Below are 20,240 nucleotides of genomic sequence, written 5' to 3' on the forward strand. Positions count from 1 at the left end.
CGGTCGTGCGCCGACCTGGCACGGCGGCGTGGGGGGGGGCGGGGGGGGGGGGGGGGGGGGGGGGGGCGCGGCCCCCCCCCCCCCCCCCGCCCCCCCCCCCCCGACGCCCCCCCCCACCCCCCCCGCGGGGGCGGGGGGGGGGGGGGGGGCGGGTCCCCCCCCCCGCGGGCCCCGGGGGGGGGGGCGGGGGCCGCGGGGGCGGGGGGGGGGGGCGCCGCGGGGGGGGGGGGGGCGCCGGGCCCCCCCCACGGCCACACAGCGACCGGGGCAAAGCTCAACTGGTCATCGCCCGAAATCCCTTAGCCGATCCGGGGCGGCGGTGGGACCCTGTCCTTCATGACTGTGGCGTCAGAGTTCACCCCGCACGACGTCCGCCTCATGCAGGGGCTCGCGCAGGAGGTCTTCGCGATCGATCCGGCGCTGATGCACGCCGAGACCACCGTCGGCGAGCTGGCCTGGAGCTACGGCAAGGATCACCACGCCAAGGCCGCCGACTGGCGGCATCGGTTCTGGTACGACGGGGACCAGGTCGTCGGGTGGGGGTGGATCCAGCTCGGCAAGTCCGCGCAGCTGGTGCAGTTGGTGCATCCCGGGCGGCCGGAGGTCCTGGACGACGTCCTCGGCTGGTTCGGCGCCGAGTCCCCCGGGCTCCCGCACGTGACGACGCCGTGCGGCACCGACACCAACGTGCTGGCGCGGCTCGCGGCGCACGGGTACGAGGTGGACCGGAGCGCCGAGAGCGGCCTGCTCAAGACGCAGCTCAACATGCGGTCGCTCGACGACCTCGAAGACGTCCCCGCCCTCCCCGACGGGTTCCGGTTCCGCACCGCCGACGAGGTCGGCCCGGCCGCGGTGGTGCAGGGGCACCGCGACGCCTGGGACGGGTCCCGCTACACCGAGCAGAGCTACGAGGGTGTGCGCGTGACCCTCCCCTACCGTGCGGACTTCCACCTCCTGATCGAGGCCCCCGACGGCACGATGGCCGCCTCCACGATCATGTGGCACGACGAGAAGAACCGGACCGCCGAGTTCGAACCCGTGGGCACGCACCGGGACTTCCGCCGGCAGGGCCTCGGCCGGGCGCTGCTGCTCCACGGGATGCACCGGGCCCGGGCGGCGGGCGCGGCCCGGATGCTCGTCGCCTGCTCGACCTCGCCGACGAGGCCGGCCCCGAAGGCGCTGTACTACGGCGTCGGCTTCCGGGAGCTCAACCGGGACCTGCCGCATCGGCAGGTCCCGTCCAGCTGAAAGCCCCTACCGGCCCGCGATCAGCTCGGCAGCTTGCACCGCCCCCCGGCTGCGGACGGCGAGGCGGGTTTCGGTGATGGCCAGGGCGGTTACGGCAAGGAGGAGCACCGCCGAGCCGGCTGCCGTGGCGAGCGAGAGGTGCTCGCCGAGGGTGGTGACGGCGAGGGCGGTGGCGCTGACCGGCTCGATCAGGGCGATCACGGCGGCGGTGGTGGCCCGGACCACGGTGACGCCGGTGAAGTAGAGCGCGTAGCCGAGTGCGGTGGGCACGGCGGCCAGGTAGAGCAGCACCAGCAGCGTGCGGCCGAGGCCGTGCGGGTTGGGCCACAGGCCCTCGGCGGCGGCGAACGGGAGCAGCAGAACCGCGCAGACCAGGAACGAGTGGAGCGTGGTGGTCAGCGCGTCGGTCCGGCCGGCGGCGCGGGCGGAACTGCGGCGGCCGTAGAGGGTGATGCAGGCGTAGCCCGCGGCCGAGAGCAGCGCCCAGGCCACACCGCCCGCCCGCACGGCGGTGGCGCCGCCCGAGGTGCCGCCCAGCAGGAGCACCGCGAGCCCGGCCAGTGCGCCGAGCACGGCCGCCGCGCCCGCTGCGCCGAGCGGTTCGCGCAGTAGCAGCCGGGCGCCGAGGGCGACCAGGACGGGTGCGGCGCCGAGGGTGACCACGGTGCCCACGGCCAGGCCGGTGCCGTGCACCGCCTCGAAGTAGGCGATCTGGAAGAGGGTCAGGCCGAGGCCGTTGACGGCGATGTCGCGCCGGGCGTGGGGGGTGCGAGGACGGCTCGAAGGCCGACCGGCGGGTCCACGGCGGCGGACGGCGAGCGCCACGAGCAGCAGCGCGGAGCCGCCGGCCGAGCGCCAGAAGGTGAGCGCCACCGGGCCGAGGCCGCTGGAGCCGTAGAGCAGGGCGGCGGCGGCCCCGGCGGTGCCCCAGGAGGCGGCCGAGAGCAGCAGGTAGAGCAGACCCCGCCCGGCGGACAAGGGCCGGGACACGAGGTGAGTGGCTGTGGATGCGGACACGGGTGCTTCTCCCACCGAAGACGTGAACTGGTCGCGTGATCCCGTCTGCGGGCAGCACCGACCGGCCCAGGGGCGCACCCCTGGTGGGTCTTCCGTGGCCTTGCCGCCCGCCTAGGCGGCGGGAGGTGGCAGAACAGCGGTCGTCGGCATGGGGTCCACCCTACTCGCGGGCGGGAAGGCCCTGGTGGCCAGGGAGTGGGGCCCTTGTGGGGGCCCGGTAGGCTTCCCCGGTGCGCCGGTGGTGCACGCCGTGCACGCCGTCCACACCATCGGAGGAGACCCCGTTGAGCAGCGCCCTGTCTGAGCCGCCGGTGACGGTCGTGGGCATCGGGGCGGACGGCTGGGACGGGCTCGTGGAGCTCTCGCGCGAGGCGCTGGCGGCGGCCGAGGTGGTGATCGGCGGGCCGCGGCAGCTGGACCTGCTGCCCGCCGCGGTGACCGCCGAGCGCATCGCCTGGCCCTCGCCGCTGCGCCCGTCCGTACCGGGCCTCTTCGCGGCGCACGCCGGGCGGCGGGTGGCCGTGCTGGCCAGCGGCGATCCGATGTTCTTCGGGATCGGGCGCACCCTGGGCGAGGTGCTGGGCGCCGAGCGGCTGCGGGTGCTGCCGCATCCCTCCTCCGTCTCCTACGCCTGTGCGCGGCTCGGCTGGGCGCTGGAGGAGACCGGCACCGTCAGCCTGGTCGGGCGGGACACCGCCACGCTGGTCGGCGCGCTCTTCGACGGTCAGCGACTGCTGGTGCTGAGCCCGAACGCGAGCACCCCGGCCACCGTGGCGGCGCTGCTGCGCGAACACGGCTTCGGGCCGAGCGAGCTGCACGTGCTGGAGCAGCTGGGCGGCCCGGGCGAGCGGACCGTTTCCGGGACGGCCGAGGACTGGGCGCAGCCGCCCGGCGACCCGCTGAACATCGTCGCCGTGCACTGCCGAGCCGATCGGCAGGAGCGCCGGCGGCCCGCCCTGGTGCCCGGCCTGGCGGACGAACTGTACGAGAGCGACGGACAGCTGACGAAGCGTCATGTCCGCGCGGCGACGCTGGCCACGCTGGCCCCGGCCCCCGGCGAGCTGCTCTGGGACATCGGCGGCGGCTCGGGCAGCATCGCGATCGAATGGCTGCGCGCGCACCGCTCCTGCCAGGCCGTCAGCGTGGAGCGGGACCCGGTGCGGGCCGCCCGGATCACCCGCAACGCGGCCGCCCTCGGGGTGCCGCGGCTGCGCGTGGTGACCGGCGCCGCGCCGACGGCGCTGGCCGAACTGCCGCGGCCCGACGTGGTGTTCATCGGCGGCGGGCTGACCGCGCCCGGTCTGCTGGCAGCCTGCTGGGCGGCGCTGGGCCCGGGCGGGCGGCTGGTCGCCAACACCGTGACGCTGGAGTCCGAGGCCCTGCTGACCGAGTGGTACCGGCGCCACGGCGGGGAGTTGCTGCGGCTCGCGGTGGCGCACGCGGTGCCGGTCGGCGGCTTCACCGGGTGGCGGCAGGCGATGCCGGTGACCCAGTGGTCCGTCCGCAAGCCCGTAGAACCTGGAGAGAGTGAGGCGCTGTGACCGTCTACTTCATCGGTGCCGGCCCCGGCGCCGCCGACCTGATCACCGTGCGCGGGGCCCGGAGGCTGGCGAGCTGCCAGGTCTGCCTGTACGCGGGCAGCCTGGTGCCGGTCGAGCTGCTGGCGGAATGCCCGCCCGGGGCCCGCCTGGTGGACACCGCCCGGCTCAACCTGGACGAGATCACGGCCGAGTTGCTCGCCGCGCACCGGGACGGCCATGACGTGGCCCGGCTGCACTCCGGCGACCCGTCGGTGTTCAGCGCGGTGGCCGAGCAGATGCGCCGGCTGGATGCGGCCGGCGTGCCGTACGAGGTGGTCCCGGGCGTGCCCGCCTTCGCCGCCGCGGCGGCAGCGCTGAAGCGGGAGTTGACCGTTCCGACGGTGGGCCAGACGGTGATCCTGACCCGGATCGCCCAGCAGGCCACCCCGATGCCCGCGGGCGAGGACCTGGCCACCCTCGGGCGCAGCGGCGCGCTGCTGGTGCTGCACCTGGCGGCCCGGTACGTCGACCGGGTGGTGGCCGAGCTGCTGCCGCACTACGGCGCCGACTGCCCGGTGGCGGTGGTGGCGATGGCCAGCCGCCCGGACGAACTGGTGCTGCGCGGCACCCTGGACTCGATCGCCGAGCAGGTGCACGCGGCCGGGGTGCTCCGGACCGCGGTGATCATGGTCGGCCGCACGCTGGGCGCCGAGCAGTTCCCGGACAGCCACCTGTACTCGGCCCGGCGCGACCGGTCCTGCCAGCTTCCGTAGAGAGTCGGCCCGTGCGACACATCCTGATCCTGGGCGGCACCACCGAAGGACGCCGGCTCGCCGAGGAGTTGGCCAAGGCGCCCGGCGTCCGGGTGACCAGCTCGCTGGCCGGACGGGTGAGCGAGCCGAGGCTGCCGCCGGGCGAGGTGCGGGTGGGCGGCTTCGGCGGGGCGGACGGGCTGGCCGACTGGCTGCGCGAGCACCGGGTGGACACCCTGGTGGACGCCACCCACCCGTTCGCCCAGGGGATCAGCCGCAACGCCGCCCGGGCGGCGGCCACCGCCGGTGTCCGGCTGCTGGCGCTGCGGCGTCCCGGCTGGCTGCCGGTGCCGGGCGACCGCTGGCATCTGGTCGACTCGCTGGAGCAGGCCGCCGCCGCACTGCCGGCGCTGGGCCGGCGGGCGCTGCTGACCACCGGACGCCAGGGCCTGGCCGCCTTCGCCCGGGTCGAGGACGTGCACCTGGTGGCCCGCTCGGTCGAGCCGCCCGACCCGCCGCTGCCGGCGGACCTGACGGTGCTGCTCAGCCGCGGACCGTTCCACCTGGACGACGAGCGCGCGGTCTTCCGCGAGCACCGGATCGACGTGCTGGTGACCAAGGACAGCGGCGGTGCGGCCACCGCGCCCAAGCTGGCGGTGGCACGCGAGTTGGGCCTGCCGGTGCTGATCGTGCGCCGCCCGGGGCTCCCGGACGGCGTCCCCACGGTGCCTGATGTGGCCGGAGCTCTGGGTGAGTTGGGGCTGGGCTGCGATACCGTCGGCCCGATCGGACCCGAGTGACGGCTGGAGCGCGGCGAGCGCCGACGGCTGGGCCGACGCCGCACGGGAACTGCCCGTGGCGAGGAGAGTCGAGAGGAGCCGGTGATGGGCCGTCGGAGCAAGGAGATCGCGGTCGCGGTACCCGACCAGCGCGGCCGCCTGGCCGTGGTGACCGGGGCGAACAGCGGCATCGGCTTCGAGACCGCGCGGCGCCTGGCCCTGGCGGGCGCGGACGTGCTGCTGGCGGTCCGCGACGGTGACAGGGGCGAGCGGGCCGCCGAGCGGATCAGGGCGGAGACCGGCAGCGCGGGCGGGGTGGGCGGGTCAGGCGGGGCCAGCGGGTCAGGCGGAGCGGGCAGCGGTGGGTCGGTCACGGTGGCCGCGCTGGACCTGGCGAGCCTGGACTCGGTCGCCTCCTTCGCCGACGTCCTGCTGGAGCGCAGCCGGCCGGTCGACCTGCTGGTCAACAACGCCGGCGTGATGGGCGTGCCGTCCCGGCACACCACCAAGGACGGCTTCGAGCTGCAGTTCGGCACCAACTACCTGGGCCACTTCGCGCTCACCGGGCGCCTGTTGCCGCTGCTGCGCGGGGCCGCCGCGCCCCGGGTGGTCAGCGTCGGCAGCCTGACCGCCTGGGGCGCCCGGATCGACCTGACGAACCTCAACAGCGAGCGCCGCTACCACGCGTACTCCGCCTACGGCCGCTCCAAGCTGGCCTGCCTGCTCTTCGCGCAGGAGCTGGACCGCCTCAGCGCGCGAGCCGGCTGGGGCATCCGCAGCACCGCCGCGCACCCCGGCGCCTGCCGCACCAACCTGGCGTACCGCGGTCCGGTGCTCGACCGGGCGCCGGGTGGCGTCAACCTCACCGCGATGGCGATGAGCGTGCCCGGCTTCTCCCAGGAACCGGCCCGCGGGGCGCTGCCGCTGCTGGTGGCCGCGACCAGCGAGCGGGCGGTCGGCGGCGGGTACTACGGCCCGGACGGGCTGGGCGAGTTGACCGGCCTGCCGGCCCGCGCGCGGCTGCCCCGGCGGGCGACGGACCTGACCACGGCGGCCCAGCTGTGGCGGGCCTCGGAGCAGCTGACGGGGGTGGGGTTCCCCACCTGAACCGGGTTGCGGGTAAACCTGGCGGTACGCCGACTCCCCCGGCCGGATGGGGCCGAGGGAGTCGGGGTGGCCCTGGGGAGGCCGTGGAACCCAGCGCTGCCGGTGCTGCCGGTCAGCGCTCCGGGTAGCGGCGCGGGGTCCAGACCACCTCGGTGCCGTCGCCCCGGCGCACCGCCTGGGTCTGCGAGGAGCCGATCAGCAGGATCGTCCGCATGTCCACCTCGGCCGGGTCGAGATCGGCCAGCTTGACGGTGCGCACCCGCTCGGTCGGACCGCCCACGTCCCGGGCCATCACCACCGGGGTGTCCGGCGCCCGGTGTTCGAGCAGGAGGTCGCGGGCCAGCCCGACCTGGGTGGTGCGGCTGCGCGAACCGGGGTTGTAGAGCGCGAGCACCAGGTCGGCGCCGGCCGCCGCGCGCAGTCGCTCCGCCACCACGGACCAGGGCTTGAGCCGGTCGGAGAGCGAGACCACCGCGTAGTCGTGGCCCAGCGGCGCGCCCGCGCGCGAGGCGGCGGCGTGCGCGGCCGTCATACCGGGCACGATCCGCACCGGCACCTCGCGGTACGGGTCCGCGCAGGCCGCCTCCAGCACGGCGGTGGCCATCGCGAAGACGCCCGGGTCACCGGAGGAGACCACCGCGACCCGGCGGCCGCGCCGGGCCAGGTCGAGCGCGAACTCGGCCCGCTCGGCCTCCACCTTGTTGTCCGAGCCGTGCCGGCGCTGACCGGCCCGGACCGGGACCCGGTCCAGGTAGGTGGTGTAGCCCACCAGCTCGTCGGCGGCGGCCAGTTCGCCGCGCGCCTCGGGGGTGAGCCAGAGCGGCCCGGCCGGGCCGAGGCCGACCACGACCACCGAGCCCCCGGCGACCGGGTCAAAGCTCCCGGGCTCCGCGGCCGCACCGGCCGCGCCGGCCACGCCGGACTCGCCTGCCGCGCCGGACTCGGCGGACTCCGGCTCCGGGGCCTGCGGCAGGCCGATCCGGCTGGGCAGCACCGCGAGCGAGAAGTACGGCACCGACTCCGGGTCCACCTCGGCCAGCGGTGCGGTGCGCTCCCCCGCCATGGTGGCGCGCTCGACGAACTGCGCCTCGGCCAGCCGCCCGGAGCGCTCCAGCGCCCGGCGCACGGTCGGGAAGGTGCGGCCGAGCTTCATCACCACGGCCGAGTCGGTGGCGGCCAGGCGGGCCGTCAGCTCCTCCTCGGGCAGCGTGCCCGGCAGGATCGTCAGCACCTCCTCGGCCTCCACCAGCGGCCGCCCCAAACGGGCCGCCGCCGCGCTGACCGAGGTCACCCCGGGCACCACCTCGGTCGGGTAGCGGTGCGCGAGCCGCTTGTGCATGTGCATGTACGAGCCGTAGAACATCGGGTCGCCCTCGGCGAGCACCACCACGGTCCGCCCGGCGTCCAGGTGCGCGGCCAGCCGCTCGGCGGCCTCGGCGTAGAACTCGTCCAACGCGCCCCGGTAGCCGCCCGGGTGGTCGGTGGTCCCGGTGGTGACCGGGTAGACCAGCGGCTCCTCCAGCTGGTCCGCGCGCAGGTGGCGGGCGGCGATCGAGCGGGCGATCGAACGGCCGTGCCGGGCGCTGTGGTACGCCACCACGTCGGCCTTGCTGATGAGCTCGACGGCCCGCACCGTCATCAGGTCCGGGTCGCCGGGACCGAGGCCGACGCCGTAGAGCCGTCCTACGGTGATGTTCTGATGCTCCGTCATTCCACTTCGCTCGCAATCGCGTTGAGTGCGGCTGCGGCTATCGCGCTGCCGCCGCGACGGCCGCGCACCACCAGGTGCTCCAGGCCCGAGGGGTGGTCGGCCAGCGCCTGCTTCGACTCGGCGGCTCCGATGAAGCCGACCGGCACGCCGATCACGGCGGCCGGGCGCGGCGCGCCCGCCTCGATCATCTCCAGCAGCCGGAAGAGCGAGGTCGGCGCGTTGCCGACGGCCACCACCGAGCCCGCCAGCTTGTCCCGCCACAGCTCCATCGCGGCGGCGCTGCGGGTGGTGCCGAGTTCGGCCGCGAGCGCCGGTACGGAGGGGTCGGAGAGCGTGCAGACGACCTCGTTGTCGGCGGGCAGCCGCTTGCGGGTCACCCCGCTGGCCACCATCGAGACGTCGCACAGGATCGGCGCGCCGGCCCGCAGCGCGGCCCGGGCCGAGGCGACCACGTTCGGGGTCCACAGCAGGTCGGCGACCAGGTCGGTCATCCCGCAGGCGTGGATCATCCGCACCGCGACCTGCGAGACGTCGGCGGGCAGCCCCGCCAGGTCCGCCTCGGCGCGGATGGTGGCAAAGGACTCGCGGTAGATCGCCGCGCCGTCCTTCTCGTACTCGATCACGTGGTCCTCCTGGCGGCGGCGACGGCCGCCGCCATCTGTTGGGTCGTCACTTCGGTGGCGCCGTCGGGCTGTTGGCTGTCGGTGATGCGGTAGCTGGTCGGGCCGGTGGCCAGGACGTCCACCCAGTGGCCGACCGGGTGGCCGCAGCGGCGCGCGCAGCCGGACCAGTGGACGGGCAGCGTCGGGCGGGCGGCGGGCGGGGCGGGCAGCGGGTCGGCGGCGGGTGGCAGGTCGGCAGCAGGCGGGGCGGGCGGCAGGTCCAGCGCCGCCGCGGCGTCGGCGCGCACGTCCGCCAGCGACTTGGCGCAACCCGGCGCGCCGGTGCAGGCGGTGGCCCGCTCCCAGGGCGTGGCCGGATCGGTGCGCAGGCCGAGCGCCGCCAGCTCCGGCAGCAGCGCGGGCCCGGCCCCGGGCAGCACCACGCCGCGCCAGGGGGTGACCCGCAGTTCGTCGCCGGCTGCCGCCAGCGCCCGCCACTGCCGGGCGCCGGCCCGCCCGAAGCGCAGGCCCAGCACCAGCCCGCCGCGACCGGCGGCAGAGCCGGCACCGGCACCGGCACCGGCGAATGCGCCGACGGTGGGGCGAGTGCCGGTCAGCTCGGGCAGCGGGCGGCGCCGCAGCCCGAGCCGGTCGGCCAGCGCCGCACCGTCCGGGTCCGCCTCACGCACCCGCCAGGCACCGTCCGCCAGTGCCACGAACGCCTCGGCCGCCGCGAGCGCGGCGCGCGGTCCGTGCGGCACCTCGGCGCACCAGTCGGCGCGGCCGAGGCGCAGCAGCGCGCCCGGCATCGCCTGGCCGTCCTGGTCGGTGGTGGTGTCCCGGTCGGCGGCGCGTGCGATCAAGGTCACATCGGCGTCGAGCGAGGCGACGTCACCGCGCCCGTCGTCCAGCGCGAACAGAAACCGGCCCGACAACTGCCGGGCCAGGTCGCTGCCGCAGAGCAGTGCGTCCAGCTCGTGGACCCAGCCGCGCAGCGCCGGGCCCGCGCCGTCCAGGCCCGCCAGCGGGGAGGCGACGATGTTGCGGATCCGGTCGTGCGGCAGCGACGGCAGCAGGTCGACCGCGCCGAGCCGGGCCGCGAGTTCCGCGCCCGCGTCGGGGTGGAGCCCGCGCAGTTGGACGTTGCCGCGTGAGGTGGTCTCCAGCGCGCCGTCCCCGAGCTCCTCGGCCGCCCGCGCCAGGGCCAGGGCCTGATCCGCCGACAGCAGTCCGCCGGGCACCCGGACTCGCGCGAGCGCCCCGTCGTCGGCCTGGTGCAGTCGCAGCGCCCCCGGGCAGGCGTCGTCACGTCCCCGACCAGCCCGGACGGGGGCAGGCTCGGAGGCGGCGGGTGCGGGAGACATGGGCGCGAGCATACCGATGATCCGACCGTAGGTATGCCCCGCAATCGGCGTGATCCATCTCTCCAACCCGCCGCCGCGCTGACGGTCAGTCCGGGTCCACCGCGGCCGTCCAGGCCTCGCGCAGCTGCTCGGCGGTGTCGGCGGCCTGACGCAGGCCGGCCTGGTAGGACGGGCCCCAGGTGGTGGTGTCGGCCGGGTTCCCGAGGGCGCGGACCGAGGCCGCGTCGGGCCCCACCGTCACCACCGTGCGCGCCCCAACGGCCGCCAGCTCACGCTGGAGCGCCTCGCGCGGGTAGGTGTGCGCCATCGGCTCGAGGACCACCAGCGTCCGCGCCCCCACGGCGAGGTCGGCGTTGGTCCCGCTGCGCAGGGCGCCGTCGATGTACCACCGGCCGTCGATCGCGACCGGTGCCGCGAAGCCGGGGAACGCGCTGCTCGCGGCCACCGCGCGGGCCAGCGGCACGCCGCTGGCGCGGCCCCACACCACGGGCTCGCCGGTGCCGGCGTCCACGCCCGTGATCAGCAGCCCGCGCTCCGGCCAGTGCTCCGCCCCGATCAGCGTGGCCCGCTGGGCGACCAGCGCCTGCTCGGCCTCGGGGTCGGTGTGCTCCAGCACGAGCCGGCCGACCTGCCGGCGCGCCTCCTCCGGCGGGAGGCCCGGCTCCCCGAGCACGGCGAAGACCGCCGCCACCAGAGCGGGGTCGGCGCCGGGGCGCGGGGGCGGGCCGGCGGGGCGGGAGCCGTCCACCGGCCGGACGGGGTCCACGAGCCGCACCGGGTCCGCGAGCCGTCCCGGGTCCTGGCCGGCGGCGAGCAGGGCACCGACGATCGCCCCGGCCGAGGTGCCAACCGTCAGGTCGGCCTCCCCGAGGTCGATCCCGGCGCCCCGCAGTCCGCAGGCCAGTCCGGCCAGCCAGGCCGTGCCGGCCCGGCCGCCACTGCCCAGGACCAGGGCGCGGTTGAACGTGTCCACGGTTCTCCCCCTTCGTCGGTGTCGCGATGCTAACCGGGGCCGGGCAGGAATCCGCGCCGGGGGCGGTCAGAAATCCGCGCGCGCCCCGTGCACCCGCTGTGGCAGGCTCAACCCCGCACTGTGCCACGGCAGATCACTCACCCGGGAGCGTTCGATGACCACCCCCGCACGTCTCGTCACCCTGCTGGAGGAGTTCGACTTCGCCCGCGAGCGCCTCGGCGGACGGCTGGCCGGTCCGACCGTGAACAGCGGCAACGGCGTGGACGTCCCGGTCACGGTGATGACCGACGAGGAGTACTTCTGGGAGCCGGTGCCGAACTGCTGGTCGGTGCGGCGGCGGGCGGACGGCCCCGGCGCGAGCGCGGCGCTGCTGCTCGGTACCGGTGACTGGGGCCGCGACTCCGCGCCCTCCCCGCACCCCGTCCCGCCGCCGTTCACCACCATCGCCTGGCGGCTGAACCACCTCACCGAGATGCTGACCCTGCGCGCGGACCACACGGCCGGCACCCACCGCCTGACCAACGCCGGCTTCCGGGCCGCCGCGGACGCCGCCGGCGCGATCGCCGCCTTCGACACCGGCGCCACGGCCTGGCGGGCGGCCGTGGCCGGTGCCGACGACGCCGCGCTCGACACCGTGGGCCGGTGCAGCTACCCGCACGGCGGCGACCCGGAGGAGGCGTTCATCGACGTCGTCTGGTGGGTCAACCAGGAACTGCTGCACCACGGCGCCGAGATCGCCTTGCTCCGGGACCTGCACCGCGCCCAGCCGTGACCGGGCGGGCGGACGGCACCGGCCGCCGACCCACCGCGACTCAGGCCGTGAAGCCGCCGTCCACCGCGAGGGCCGCGCCGGTGACGTACCGCCCGCCCTCGCCCGCGAGGTGGGCGACCATCGCGGCCACGTCGGCGGGCCGCCCGTAGCGGCCCAGGGCCGTGAAGCCCTTCTGCAGTTCGGCGCCCGGCCCCTCGTCCGGGTTCATGTCCGTGTCGATCGGCCCGGGGTGGATCAGGTTGACGGTGATCCCCCGCGGGCCGAGTTCGCGGGCCAGCGAGGTGGTCAGGCCGGTCAGCGCGGTCTTGCTCATCGCGTACAGCGAGCCGCCGCCGAACGCCGCCCGTGCGGCTTACGGGTCCACGCTGTCGGCCGCAAGGGCCAGCGCCCGGCGCCCCAGCGCCTTGATCCGGTCGACGACCTGCGCCGCCTGCTCCCCGTTGCTCCGGTAGGTCAGCGCCACGTCGGCGCCCTCCTCGGCCAGCCGCAGCGCCACCGCCGCGCCGATGCCCCGGCTGCCGCCGGTCACCAGGGCCGCCTTGCCATCGAGCACTGCCATCATGTTCCGCTCGTCTCTTCGTCGTCATGGGTCCGCCGGCATTCGCTGACACCTCGATCCTCGTGCGTCGTCACCGAACGGTCCGGCGGCAATCGGACGTCGCGTTCGCGGGTCCGGTGGCCGGTCACGTGGCAGGCCCGAACAGGCGGAAACAGGCCGGAACAGGCCAGAACAGGCCGAAGGGCACTGCGCGTTACGCGCAGTGCCCTTCGGTGGAAGCGGTCGGATCAGACGCGCTGGAGGAGCCACGCCCCCTGGCCGCCGCAGCCGCCCGCATTGAAGCTGGTGCTGCGGAAGCCGGCCGGCACCGGCGAGCCGGGGCAGGTCCACAGGCCGGCGCGGGCGGTCATCTGGACCCAGGCGCCGATGCCGTTGCAGCCGCTGCGGTTGTAGTTGGTGGTGACGTAGCCGGAGACGATCGGCGAGCCCGCACAGGTCCACAGGCCGTTCTTGGCGAGCTGGTGGTACCAGGCGCCGATGCCGCTGCAGCCGGAGGAGAGGTAGTTGCTGATGACGTACCCGGACACGATCGGCGAACCGGAACAGGTCCAGATGCCGTCGCGCACCGGCTGCTGGTCCCAGGAGCCGGCCCCGTTGCAGCCGCTGCGGTTGAAGCCGACCAGCACGTAGCCCTTCGGGATGGGCGTCCCGGCGCAGGTCCAGCCGCCTGTCGCGGGCCGCGCGGCGGCGGGGTGGGCGGGCGCGGCAGCGGGTGCGGCGGCCGGCGCGTGGGCGGACAGGGTGACGGACGCGGCGACGGGGGCGGCGCCGGCGGTGCCGACGGCGGCGGTGCCGGTGAGGACGGCCGCCATCAGTGCGACCACGCCCACCACCCCGGCGAGCCGGCTCCGGACAGCGGCCACCGACGAACGGCTCAACAACCGGCGATACTTGCTGTTCACTTCGCACCAGTCCAATCAACAGGTCCACCTGGCGCCGCACGACGGCCGCGCGGCGCCGGACTGTGGAGCTGAAGTGACCCTAGTGGGAACCAACTCAGCCGATCATCACAGAATGGACACATCATCAACTTGGCCGGAAACAGTCCTGAAAGCCCGTCAGCCGTCGGACCCGTCCGCTGTCCGCCGGCGCCACCGATTTGCGCCTCCCCCGCACCACGGCCCCTGACCGCGCCTGACCTCGCCCGTTAGGATGACGCCGGACCGGCCGTCAGGCCGGTGCACGCCAGCGACGGCACAGGGGCCTCACCGATGGGTCCCCAGGGGAGGAAACCGGTGCGACGCCGGTGCGGTCCCGCCACTGTGACCACGAGCCACCACCGCTCGTGGGAGCCAGGAACTCCTGCCGTCCCGCCCACCTCTCCCGGTCTGGGGCCGGGGGATCCCCCACGGGGCGCGGACCCCGAGGAAGGCTGCCGAATGCGCACCGTCATGCCCGCTTCCGCCCACCACCGCGGGAGGGCCGCCGCGTGATCCTGCTCCTGTCGACCTCCGACACCGATCTGCTCTCCGCCCGCGCCAGCAACGGCCCGGTCGGCTACCGGCTGGGCAACCCGGCCCGGCTCGGCCCCGACGACCTGCCGGCGCTGCTGGAGGGCACCGACCTCGTGGTGGTGCGCCTGCTCGGCGGCCGCCGCGCCTGGGAGGAGGGCCTCACCACGCTGCTGGCCGGCCCGCGCCCGGTGATCGTGCTCAGCGGTGAGCAGGCACCGGACGCGCAGCTGATGGAGCTCTCCACCGTGCCGGCCGGGCTGGCCGCCGAGGCGCACGCCTACCTCGCGCACGGCGGCGCGGCCAACCTGGCGGAGCTGGGCGCCTTCCTCTCCGACACCGTGCTGCTCACCGGCCACGGCTTCGCGGCGCCGGCCTCCGCGCCCGACTGGGGCCCGCTGGCTCGCACGCCCCGCCGCACCGCGACTGCCTCCGGGGGACCGACGGTGGCCGTCCTCTACTACCGCGCGCACCACATGAGCGGCAACACCGGTTTCGTGGACGCCCTGTGCGGCGCGATCGAGGACGCGGGCGGGCAGGCCAAGCCGCTGTACTGCTCCTCGCTGCGCGGCGCGCCCGCCGAGCTGCTGGCCGAACTCGGCCAGGCCGACGCGATCGTGACCACCGTGCTGGCCGCCGGCGGCACCCGGCCCGCCGACGCCTCGGCGGGCGGCGACGAGGAGGCCTGGGACGCGGGCGCGCTGGCCGCGCTCGACCGGCCGATCCTGCAGGCGCTCTGCCTGACCTGGTCGCGGGAGACCTGGGCGGGCAGCGACGACGGCCTCTCGCCGCTGGACACCGCCACTCAGGTCGCCGTGCCGGAGTTCGACGGGCGGCTGATCACCGTGCCGTTCTCCTTCAAGGAGCTGGACGAGGACGGTCTGACGGTCTACGTCGCCGACCCCGAGCGCTGCGCCCGGGTGGCCGGGATCGCGGTCCGCCACGCGCGGCTGCGCCACATCCCGGCCGCCGAGCGGCGGTTGGCGCTGGTGCTGTCCGCCTACCCGACCAAGCATGCCCGGGTGGGCAACGCGGTGGGCCTGGACACCCCGGCCAGCGCGGCCCGGCTGCTGCGCCGGCTGCGCGCGGAGGGCTGGGACCTGGGCGAGGGCCTGCCGGGCATGGAGCCGGTCGAGGGCGAGCACGAGGGCGACGCGCTGATCAAGGCGCTGATCGAGGCCGGCGGCTACGACCAGGACTGGCTCACCGAGGACCAGTTGGCCCGCAACCCGGTGCGGATCCCGGCCGCCGACTACCGCCGCTGGTACGCCACGCTGCCCGCGGGCCTGCGCGCCCAGGTCGAGGAGCACTGGGGCCCGGCACCCGGCGAGCTGTATGTGGACCGCAGCCGGAACCCGGACGGCGACATCGTGCTGGCGGGTCTGCGGGCCGGCAACCTGCTGGTGCTGGTGCAGCCGCCGCGCGGCTTCGGCGCCAACCCGGTGGCGATCTACCACGACCCGGACCTGCCGCCGAGCCACCACTACCTGGCCGCCTACCGCTGGATCGCGGCCGACCGGAACGACGGCGGCTTCGGCGCCGACGCCCTGGTGCACCTGGGCAAGCACGGCAACCTGGAGTGGCTGCCGGGCAAGACGGCCGCGCTGTCGGCCGACTGCGGCCCGGACGCGGCCCTCGGCGACCTGCCGCTGATCTACCCGTTCCTGGTCAACGACCCGGGCGAGGGCACCCAGGCCAAGCGCCGCGCGCACGCCACCCTGGTCGACCACCTGGTGCCGCCGATGGCCCGCGCCGACTCCTACGGCGACATCGCCCGCCTGGAGCAGCTGCTGGACGAGCACGCCAACATCGCCGCGATGGACCCGGCCAAGCTGCCGGCCGTCCGCGCCCAGATCTGGACGCTGATCCAGGCGGCCCGCCTCGACCACGACCTGGGCCTGGACGAGCGGCCCGAGGACGACGGATTCGACGACTTCCTGCTCCATGTCGACGGCTGGCTCTGCGAGGTGAAGGACGCCCAGATCCGTGACGGCCTGCACGTGCTGGGCCAGGCACCCAGCGGCGAGGACCGGGTCAACCTGGTGCTCTCAATTCTGAGGGCCCGTCAGATCTGGGGCGGCGTCTCGGCGTTGCCCGGCCTGCGGGAGGCGCTCGGACTGGACGAGGCGGCGCTGACGCTGGGCGCCACCGATGCCGCCGAGGCCAAGGCGCGCGAGCTGGTCGAGGCGATGGAGGCGGCCGACTGGGATCCGGCGGCCGTCGAGCGGGTGGCCGCGGGGCTGCCCGCCGCCGTCGCCGAGGTGCTGACCTTCGGCGCACACCAGGTGGTGCCGCGCCTGGCCGCCACCACCGACGAGTTGGACGCCGTGGTGCACGCCCTGAAGGGCGGCTTCGTGCCGGCCGGGCCGTCCGGTTCGCCGCTGCGCGGGCTGGTCAACGTGCTGCCGACCGGGCGCAACTTCTACTCGGTGGACCCCAAGGCGGTGCCCAGCCGGCTGGCCTGGGAGACCGGGCAGGCACTGGCGGCCTCGCTGATCGAGCGCTACCAGGCCGACAACGACGGCGCCTGCCCGCCCTCGGTCGGCCTCTCGCTCTGGGGCACCAGCGCGATGCGCACCGCCGGTGACGACATCGCCGAGGCCTTCGCCCTGCTGGGCATCCGGCCGGTCTGGGACGACGCCTCGCGCCGGGTCACCGGCCTGGAACCGATCCCGCTGGCCGAACTCGGCCGCCCGCGCGTCGATGTGACGCTGCGCATCTCGGGCTTCTTCCGCGACGCCTTCCCGCACGTGGTCGCGCTGCTGGACGACGCGGTGCGCCTGGCGGCCGCCCAGCAGGAGGCCGACGAGGACAACTTCGTCCGCGCCCACGTGCAGGCCGACCTGGCCGCGCACGGGGACGAACGCCGGGCCACCATCCGGGTGTTCGGCTCCCGCCCGGGCACCTACGGCGCCGGGCTGCTGCAGCTGATCGACAGCCGGGACTGGCGCACCGACGCCGACCTCGCCGAGGTCTACACGGTCTGGGGCGGCTACGCCTACGGCCGCGACCTGGGCGGGCGCCCGGCCCGCGAGGAGATGGAGACCGCCTACAAGCGGATCACCGTCGCGGCGAAGAACACCGACACCCGCGAGCACGACATCGCCGACTCGGACGACTACTTCCAGTACCACGGCGGCATGGTGGCCACCGTGCGCGCGCTGACCGGCCGGGCGCCGGCCGCCTACATCGGCGACTCGACCCGTCCGGAGACGGTGAAGACCCGCACCCTGACCGAGGAGGCGGCGCGCGTCTTCCGGGCCCGGGTGGTCAACCCGCGCTGGCTGGAGGCGATGCGGCGGCACGGCTACAAGGGCGCCTTCGAGATGGCCGCCACCGTCGACTACCTGTTCGGCTACGACGCGACCACCGGCGTGGTGGCGGACTGGATGTACGAGCGGCTGACCCAGGAGTACGTACTCGACCCGGTCAACCGCGAGTTCCTCACCTCGGCCAACCCCTGGGCGCTGCACGGGATCAGCGAGCGGCTGCTGGAGGCGGCCGAGCGCGGGCTGTGGGCGGCGCCCGACCCGGCGCTGCTGGCCGAGCTGCAGGCGGCCTTCCTGGAGGCGGAGGGCGACCTGGAGGAGGGCGGCGAGGCCTGAGCACCCGGTGGGTGGCCGACCGGGGAGTCCTCCCGGTCAGCCACCCGGCAGCACCGGGATCGTCAGCAGCAGTTGACCGTCCGTCAGATCGCGCAGCTCGAAGTGGCCGATCTCGCCCGGCTGGTAGCCGGTGCCGCCGGAGATCCGCAACTCCGGGGCGGCCGGTGTGCCGTAGCCGGCGGCGGGGACGGTCCAGCTGCTGACCGTCTGGTGCCCGCCCTGGGTGGAGACGGCCACCAGCGCGCAGCTGCGCGGGCCGTTCACGCCGGCCAGCCGGAGGGCGACCGCGCTGCCCCAGCGCTGCCCCGTCACCCCGACGGTGGCGCTGATCCCGTTCGCCGCGGTGGCACTGTGGTCGGCCGTGGCGACGGCCGGCGCGGTGACCGCCGCGCCCGGGTCCAGCACGGTGATGCCAACCGCCACACCGCCGAGCGCCAGTGCGGCGGCGCCCACCGCCACCAGGACGCGCCGGCGCACCCGGCCGTGCTGCCGGGCCGAGGTGGCGGCGGCCACCTCGGCGAGCACCGCGTCGAGCAGCCGCGGGCCCGGGCCGGCCACCCGCGATCCGTGCGGCCCGGCCCGGCCCGTACGCGCTGCGGCCGGCCCGGCCCCGACCGGCTCCGCGTCCGGTTCGGCGAGCGGGTCGACGACCGGCTCGACGACCGGCTCGACGAGGGTCGCGCCGTCGGCCCTGAACTCCGCGAGCAGCGGTGCCAGTCCGCCCAGGTGCGCGATCTCCTCGGTGCACCGCGGGCAGTGCGCCAGGTGCTCCTCGAACCGGGCCTGCTCCAACTCTCCGAGCAGGCCGAGCACATAGGCGCCGGCATCGAGGTGCCGGTCCCGCCCTTCCTGCGGGCCCCAGCGGGCCGGGGGCGCGGTCACGACGTCACCCCTCGTTCCTCCAGGGCGATCCTCAGCGAGCGCAGCGCGTAGAAGATCCGCGACCGCACCGTCCCCTCCGGGATGCCCAGGTCCGCGGCCACCTCGGCGATGCCGCGCCCCTTGAGGTAGGCCTCCACGATGACCTCCCGGTGCGCCCGGGTGAGTGCGCCGAGCGCGTCGGTGATCGCCATCATCCGCAGCGCGCGGTCGAGTTCGTCCTCGGCGGGGAGCAGCTCCAGTGCTCCCGCGTCGGTCTCCGGCGGGCGGGCGGCGCTGCGCCGGTGCCCGTCGATGACGATCCGGCGGGCCACCGTGACCAGCCAGGGGCGCACCGAACCGGCCTCGATCTCCAGCCGGTCGGCGTTGCGCCAGGCCCGCACCAAGGTCTCCTGGACCACGTCCTCCGCGCGCTGCCGGTCCCCGCCGACCAGCTGCAGCACGAAACCGAAGAGCGGGCCCGCGTGCTCCCGGTAGAGGGCCCGGATCAGCTCCTCGTCCGGGCCGACGGCGCCGCCGCCCCGGGGCTTCTCGGTCACAAGGCCATCCTGGCGCACCCGTGCCTCCGGGTCGAGTAGCAGCGCTCCGTGCTCACCGGCCGCACTCAGTAGCCGTTGCCGGTGTTGTTGGTGACACCGTTGGAGGGCATGTCGGGCGCGTTGGAATTGGTGGGGGTGGCGGGCTTGGCCTCACCACCGCTGGGGTTCACCGCCCACCAGCTGCTGTCGACGCCCTCGCCCTTGGCCTCGCCGGCCTTGGTGTCCGGCGCGTAGCGGTAGAGCGGCCAGCCGTTCAGGGTGAGCTGCTCGGTGCCGTCGGCGCGGGTGACCGTGCCGATCAGCGCGGGGCTGACGCCGTTGCCGGTCAGTTGGCTCGGCGCGGCGGCGCCCGGCCACAGGGTGGCGCAGGAGCCGGTGCAGGTGGCCTTGGACGGGTTCGCGCTGTCCTGGTCGAAGCGGTAGAGCGTGAAGCCGTTGCTGTCGGTGACGATCTGGCCGAGCCCGCTGACCGTGGTGACCTTGACCGCCGCGTTCGCGGGCGTGCCCGGTGGCGGTGTGGCCGGCGCGGTGGCGGCGGGCGCCTGGGTGGTGCCGCTGGAGGTCATACCGGGCGAGGCGGTGCCCGAGGAGGCGGCGGTCGAACCACAGGCGCTGGCGAAGGCGAGGACGGCGGCGCCGGCGGCGGTCAGCACCCCGACGCGGCGGCTGTTCGGCATGGCGGCCCTCCTGAGCGCTGGGCGGCGGGACCTCCCACAGGGCGGCCGGGCGACCGCTCCACCCGGGGGTACGCAGCCCGCGCCGCCGCCGTTCAACGGCCGATGGCCGGGTTGCCTCACCCGGTGCGCGGGTCGCCCTCGCCGTCCCCCAGGGCGAGCAGCACGGCCCGCAGGGTCTGCGCCAGCCCGGCCCGTTCGCCGCCGTCGAGGGCGGCCAGCAGGCGCTGCTCGGTGGCCAGGTGGTCGGGCAGCGCCCGGTCGATCAGCTCGCGTCCGGCCGCGGTGAGCGCGACGTGCACCACCCGTCCGTCCGTGGTGCTGGGCCGCCGGCTGACCAGGCCGCGCTCCTCCAGCCGCTCCAGGCGCTGGCTGATCGCACCGGAGGTGACCATCGCCGAGCGCATCAGCTCGGCGGGGGTCAGCAGGTGCGGCGGATCGCTGCGGCGCAGGGTGGCCAGCACGTCGAAGGCGGCGGCGTCCAGCCCGTGCGCGGCGAAGGTACGGCGCTGCTCGCCCTCGACCAGGCGGGCCAGGCGCTTGAGCCGGCCCAGCACGGCCATCGGCGAGACGTCGAGGTCGGGTCGCTGCGCGGCCCACTGGGCGAGGATCCGGTCCACCTGGTCGCAGGGCCGGTCGTGCGGGTCACCGTTCGGGGCCGAGGCGTCTGTCATGGAAACAGGCTAGC

The 20,240-nt window shown here is 75.7% G+C and carries 17 protein-coding genes, 1 pseudogene and 1 riboswitch; of the genes and pseudogenes, 7 read left to right on the top strand and 11 right to left on the bottom strand.

What is annotated here, in order from left to right; genetic code table 11:
- Positions 1–336 precede the first annotated feature (336 nt).
- Complete coding sequence (locus ACFZB9_RS00005) at positions 337–1,248, top strand: GNAT family N-acetyltransferase (protein WP_391442370.1); 912 nt, start codon at positions 337–339, stop codon at positions 1,246–1,248.
- Positions 1,249–1,254: 6 nt separating this feature from the next.
- Here the strand turns inward: ACFZB9_RS00005 and ACFZB9_RS00010 are convergent, their stop codons facing one another.
- On the bottom strand, positions 1,255–2,238 hold the full coding sequence (locus tag ACFZB9_RS00010; protein WP_391442372.1) for a DMT family transporter: 984 nt from the start codon (positions 2,236–2,238) through the stop codon (positions 1,255–1,257).
- Positions 2,239–2,549: 311 nt separating this feature from the next.
- On the opposite strand from ACFZB9_RS00010, the gene cbiE reads away from it, so the two are divergent.
- The 4 genes from cbiE to ACFZB9_RS00030 all read left to right on the top strand — a co-directional run bounded on the left by cbiE (position 2,550) and on the right by ACFZB9_RS00030 (position 6,423).
- Positions 2,550–3,806, top strand: coding sequence for a precorrin-6y C5,15-methyltransferase (decarboxylating) subunit CbiE (gene cbiE, locus ACFZB9_RS00015; RefSeq protein ID WP_391442374.1), 1,257 nt, complete (start codon positions 2,550–2,552; stop codon positions 3,804–3,806).
- Positions 3,803–4,558, top strand: a complete 756-nt coding sequence (gene cobM / locus ACFZB9_RS00020; protein ID WP_391442376.1) for a precorrin-4 C(11)-methyltransferase — start codon at positions 3,803–3,805, stop codon at positions 4,556–4,558. The genes cbiE and cobM overlap by 4 nt, the downstream gene beginning before the upstream one ends.
- An 11-nt stretch (positions 4,559–4,569) precedes the next feature.
- Positions 4,570–5,337 carry a cobalt-precorrin-6A reductase gene (locus tag ACFZB9_RS00025; protein ID WP_391442377.1) on the top strand — a complete coding sequence of 256 codons (768 nt, stop codon included), beginning with the start codon at positions 4,570–4,572 and terminating at the stop codon, positions 5,335–5,337.
- Positions 5,338–5,421: 84 nt separating this feature from the next.
- Positions 5,422–6,423 carry an SDR family NAD(P)-dependent oxidoreductase gene (locus tag ACFZB9_RS00030; RefSeq protein WP_391442379.1) on the top strand — a complete coding sequence of 334 codons (1,002 nt, stop codon included), beginning with the start codon at positions 5,422–5,424 and terminating at the stop codon, positions 6,421–6,423.
- 112 nt (positions 6,424–6,535) lie between these two features.
- Here the strand turns inward: ACFZB9_RS00030 and ACFZB9_RS00035 are convergent, their stop codons facing one another.
- From ACFZB9_RS00035 to ACFZB9_RS00050, 4 genes are all read right to left on the bottom strand, one after another.
- Positions 6,536–8,134, bottom strand: coding sequence for a precorrin-2 C(20)-methyltransferase (locus tag ACFZB9_RS00035; RefSeq protein WP_391442380.1), 1,599 nt, complete (start codon positions 8,132–8,134; stop codon positions 6,536–6,538).
- Positions 8,131–8,757 carry a precorrin-8X methylmutase gene (locus ACFZB9_RS00040; RefSeq protein WP_391442382.1) on the bottom strand — a complete coding sequence of 209 codons (627 nt, stop codon included), beginning with the start codon at positions 8,755–8,757 and terminating at the stop codon, positions 8,131–8,133. The genes ACFZB9_RS00035 and ACFZB9_RS00040 overlap by 4 nt, the downstream gene beginning before the upstream one ends.
- Positions 8,754–10,100, bottom strand: a complete 1,347-nt coding sequence (locus ACFZB9_RS00045) for a hypothetical protein (protein WP_391442384.1) — start codon at positions 10,098–10,100, stop codon at positions 8,754–8,756. The genes ACFZB9_RS00040 and ACFZB9_RS00045 overlap by 4 nt, the downstream gene beginning before the upstream one ends.
- Positions 10,101–10,185: 85 nt before the next feature.
- A complete protein-coding gene (locus ACFZB9_RS00050; protein ID WP_391442385.1) occupies positions 10,186–11,073 on the bottom strand; it encodes a patatin-like phospholipase family protein in 888 nt (295 codons plus the stop codon).
- A gap of 154 nt (positions 11,074–11,227) precedes the next feature.
- Here ACFZB9_RS00050 and ACFZB9_RS00055 point away from each other — a divergent pair, with 154 nt between their 5' ends.
- Positions 11,228–11,845 carry a DinB family protein gene (locus ACFZB9_RS00055; protein WP_391442387.1) on the top strand — a complete coding sequence of 206 codons (618 nt, stop codon included), beginning with the start codon at positions 11,228–11,230 and terminating at the stop codon, positions 11,843–11,845.
- Between the two features lie 40 nt (positions 11,846–11,885).
- Here the strand turns inward: ACFZB9_RS00055 and ACFZB9_RS00060 are convergent.
- Positions 11,886–12,404 (bottom strand): annotated as a pseudogene (locus ACFZB9_RS00060) (SDR family NAD(P)-dependent oxidoreductase).
- A 227-nt stretch (positions 12,405–12,631) separates the two neighbouring features.
- Positions 12,632–13,306, bottom strand: coding sequence for a hypothetical protein (locus tag ACFZB9_RS00065; protein WP_391442388.1), 675 nt, complete (start codon positions 13,304–13,306; stop codon positions 12,632–12,634).
- Between the two features lie 323 nt (positions 13,307–13,629).
- Positions 13,630–13,706, top strand: a riboswitch (cobalamin riboswitch).
- Between the two features lie 127 nt (positions 13,707–13,833).
- Between ACFZB9_RS00065 and cobN the strand changes: the two genes are divergently transcribed.
- Positions 13,834–17,460 (top strand): cobaltochelatase subunit CobN, encoded by a 3,627-nt coding sequence (gene cobN / locus ACFZB9_RS00070; RefSeq protein ID WP_391442390.1) that lies wholly within the window; start codon positions 13,834–13,836, stop codon positions 17,458–17,460.
- A 36-nt stretch (positions 17,461–17,496) separates the two neighbouring features.
- Here the strand turns inward: cobN and ACFZB9_RS00075 are convergent, their stop codons facing one another.
- The 4 genes from ACFZB9_RS00075 to ACFZB9_RS00090 form a co-directional block, all read right to left on the bottom strand.
- A complete protein-coding gene (locus ACFZB9_RS00075; RefSeq protein ID WP_391442392.1) occupies positions 17,497–18,342 on the bottom strand; it encodes a zf-HC2 domain-containing protein in 846 nt (281 codons plus the stop codon).
- Positions 18,339–18,878 (bottom strand): sigma-70 family RNA polymerase sigma factor, encoded by a 540-nt coding sequence (locus ACFZB9_RS00080; RefSeq protein WP_391442393.1) that lies wholly within the window; start codon positions 18,876–18,878, stop codon positions 18,339–18,341. The genes ACFZB9_RS00075 and ACFZB9_RS00080 overlap by 4 nt, the downstream gene beginning before the upstream one ends.
- 65 nt (positions 18,879–18,943) lie before the next feature.
- The gene (locus tag ACFZB9_RS00085; RefSeq protein WP_391442395.1) at positions 18,944–19,555 is read right to left on the bottom strand and encodes a hypothetical protein; all 612 of its coding nucleotides are present in this window, start codon (positions 19,553–19,555) and stop codon (positions 18,944–18,946) included.
- A 116-nt stretch (positions 19,556–19,671) separates the two neighbouring features.
- Positions 19,672–20,226 (bottom strand): MarR family winged helix-turn-helix transcriptional regulator, encoded by a 555-nt coding sequence (locus ACFZB9_RS00090; RefSeq protein ID WP_391442396.1) that lies wholly within the window; start codon positions 20,224–20,226, stop codon positions 19,672–19,674.
- Positions 20,227–20,240: the final 14 nt, after the last annotated feature.

The sequence above is a fragment of the Kitasatospora sp. NPDC008050 genome (assembly GCF_042957465.1).
Taxonomy (GTDB): Bacteria; Actinomycetota; Actinomycetes; order Streptomycetales; family Streptomycetaceae; genus Kitasatospora.

Excerpts from the sequence above, each read along its gene's own strand:
- ACFZB9_RS00005 (WP_391442370.1), top strand. The coding sequence starts at position 337 with ATGACTGTGGCGTCAGAGTTCACCCCGCACGACGTCCGCCTCATGCAG.
- ACFZB9_RS00035 (WP_391442380.1), bottom strand. The coding sequence starts at position 8,134 with ATGACGGAGCATCAGAACATCACCGTAGGACGGCTCTACGGCGTCGGC.
- ACFZB9_RS00030 (WP_391442379.1), top strand. The coding sequence starts at position 5,422 with ATGGGCCGTCGGAGCAAGGAGATCGCGGTCGCGGTACCCGACCAGCGC.
- ACFZB9_RS00055 (WP_391442387.1), top strand. The coding sequence starts at position 11,228 with ATGACCACCCCCGCACGTCTCGTCACCCTGCTGGAGGAGTTCGACTTC.
- ACFZB9_RS00045 (WP_391442384.1), bottom strand. The coding sequence starts at position 10,100 with ATGTCTCCCGCACCCGCCGCCTCCGAGCCTGCCCCCGTCCGGGCTGGT.
- ACFZB9_RS00085 (WP_391442395.1), bottom strand. The coding sequence starts at position 19,555 with ATGCCGAACAGCCGCCGCGTCGGGGTGCTGACCGCCGCCGGCGCCGCC.
- ACFZB9_RS00090 (WP_391442396.1), bottom strand. The coding sequence starts at position 20,226 with ATGACAGACGCCTCGGCCCCGAACGGTGACCCGCACGACCGGCCCTGC.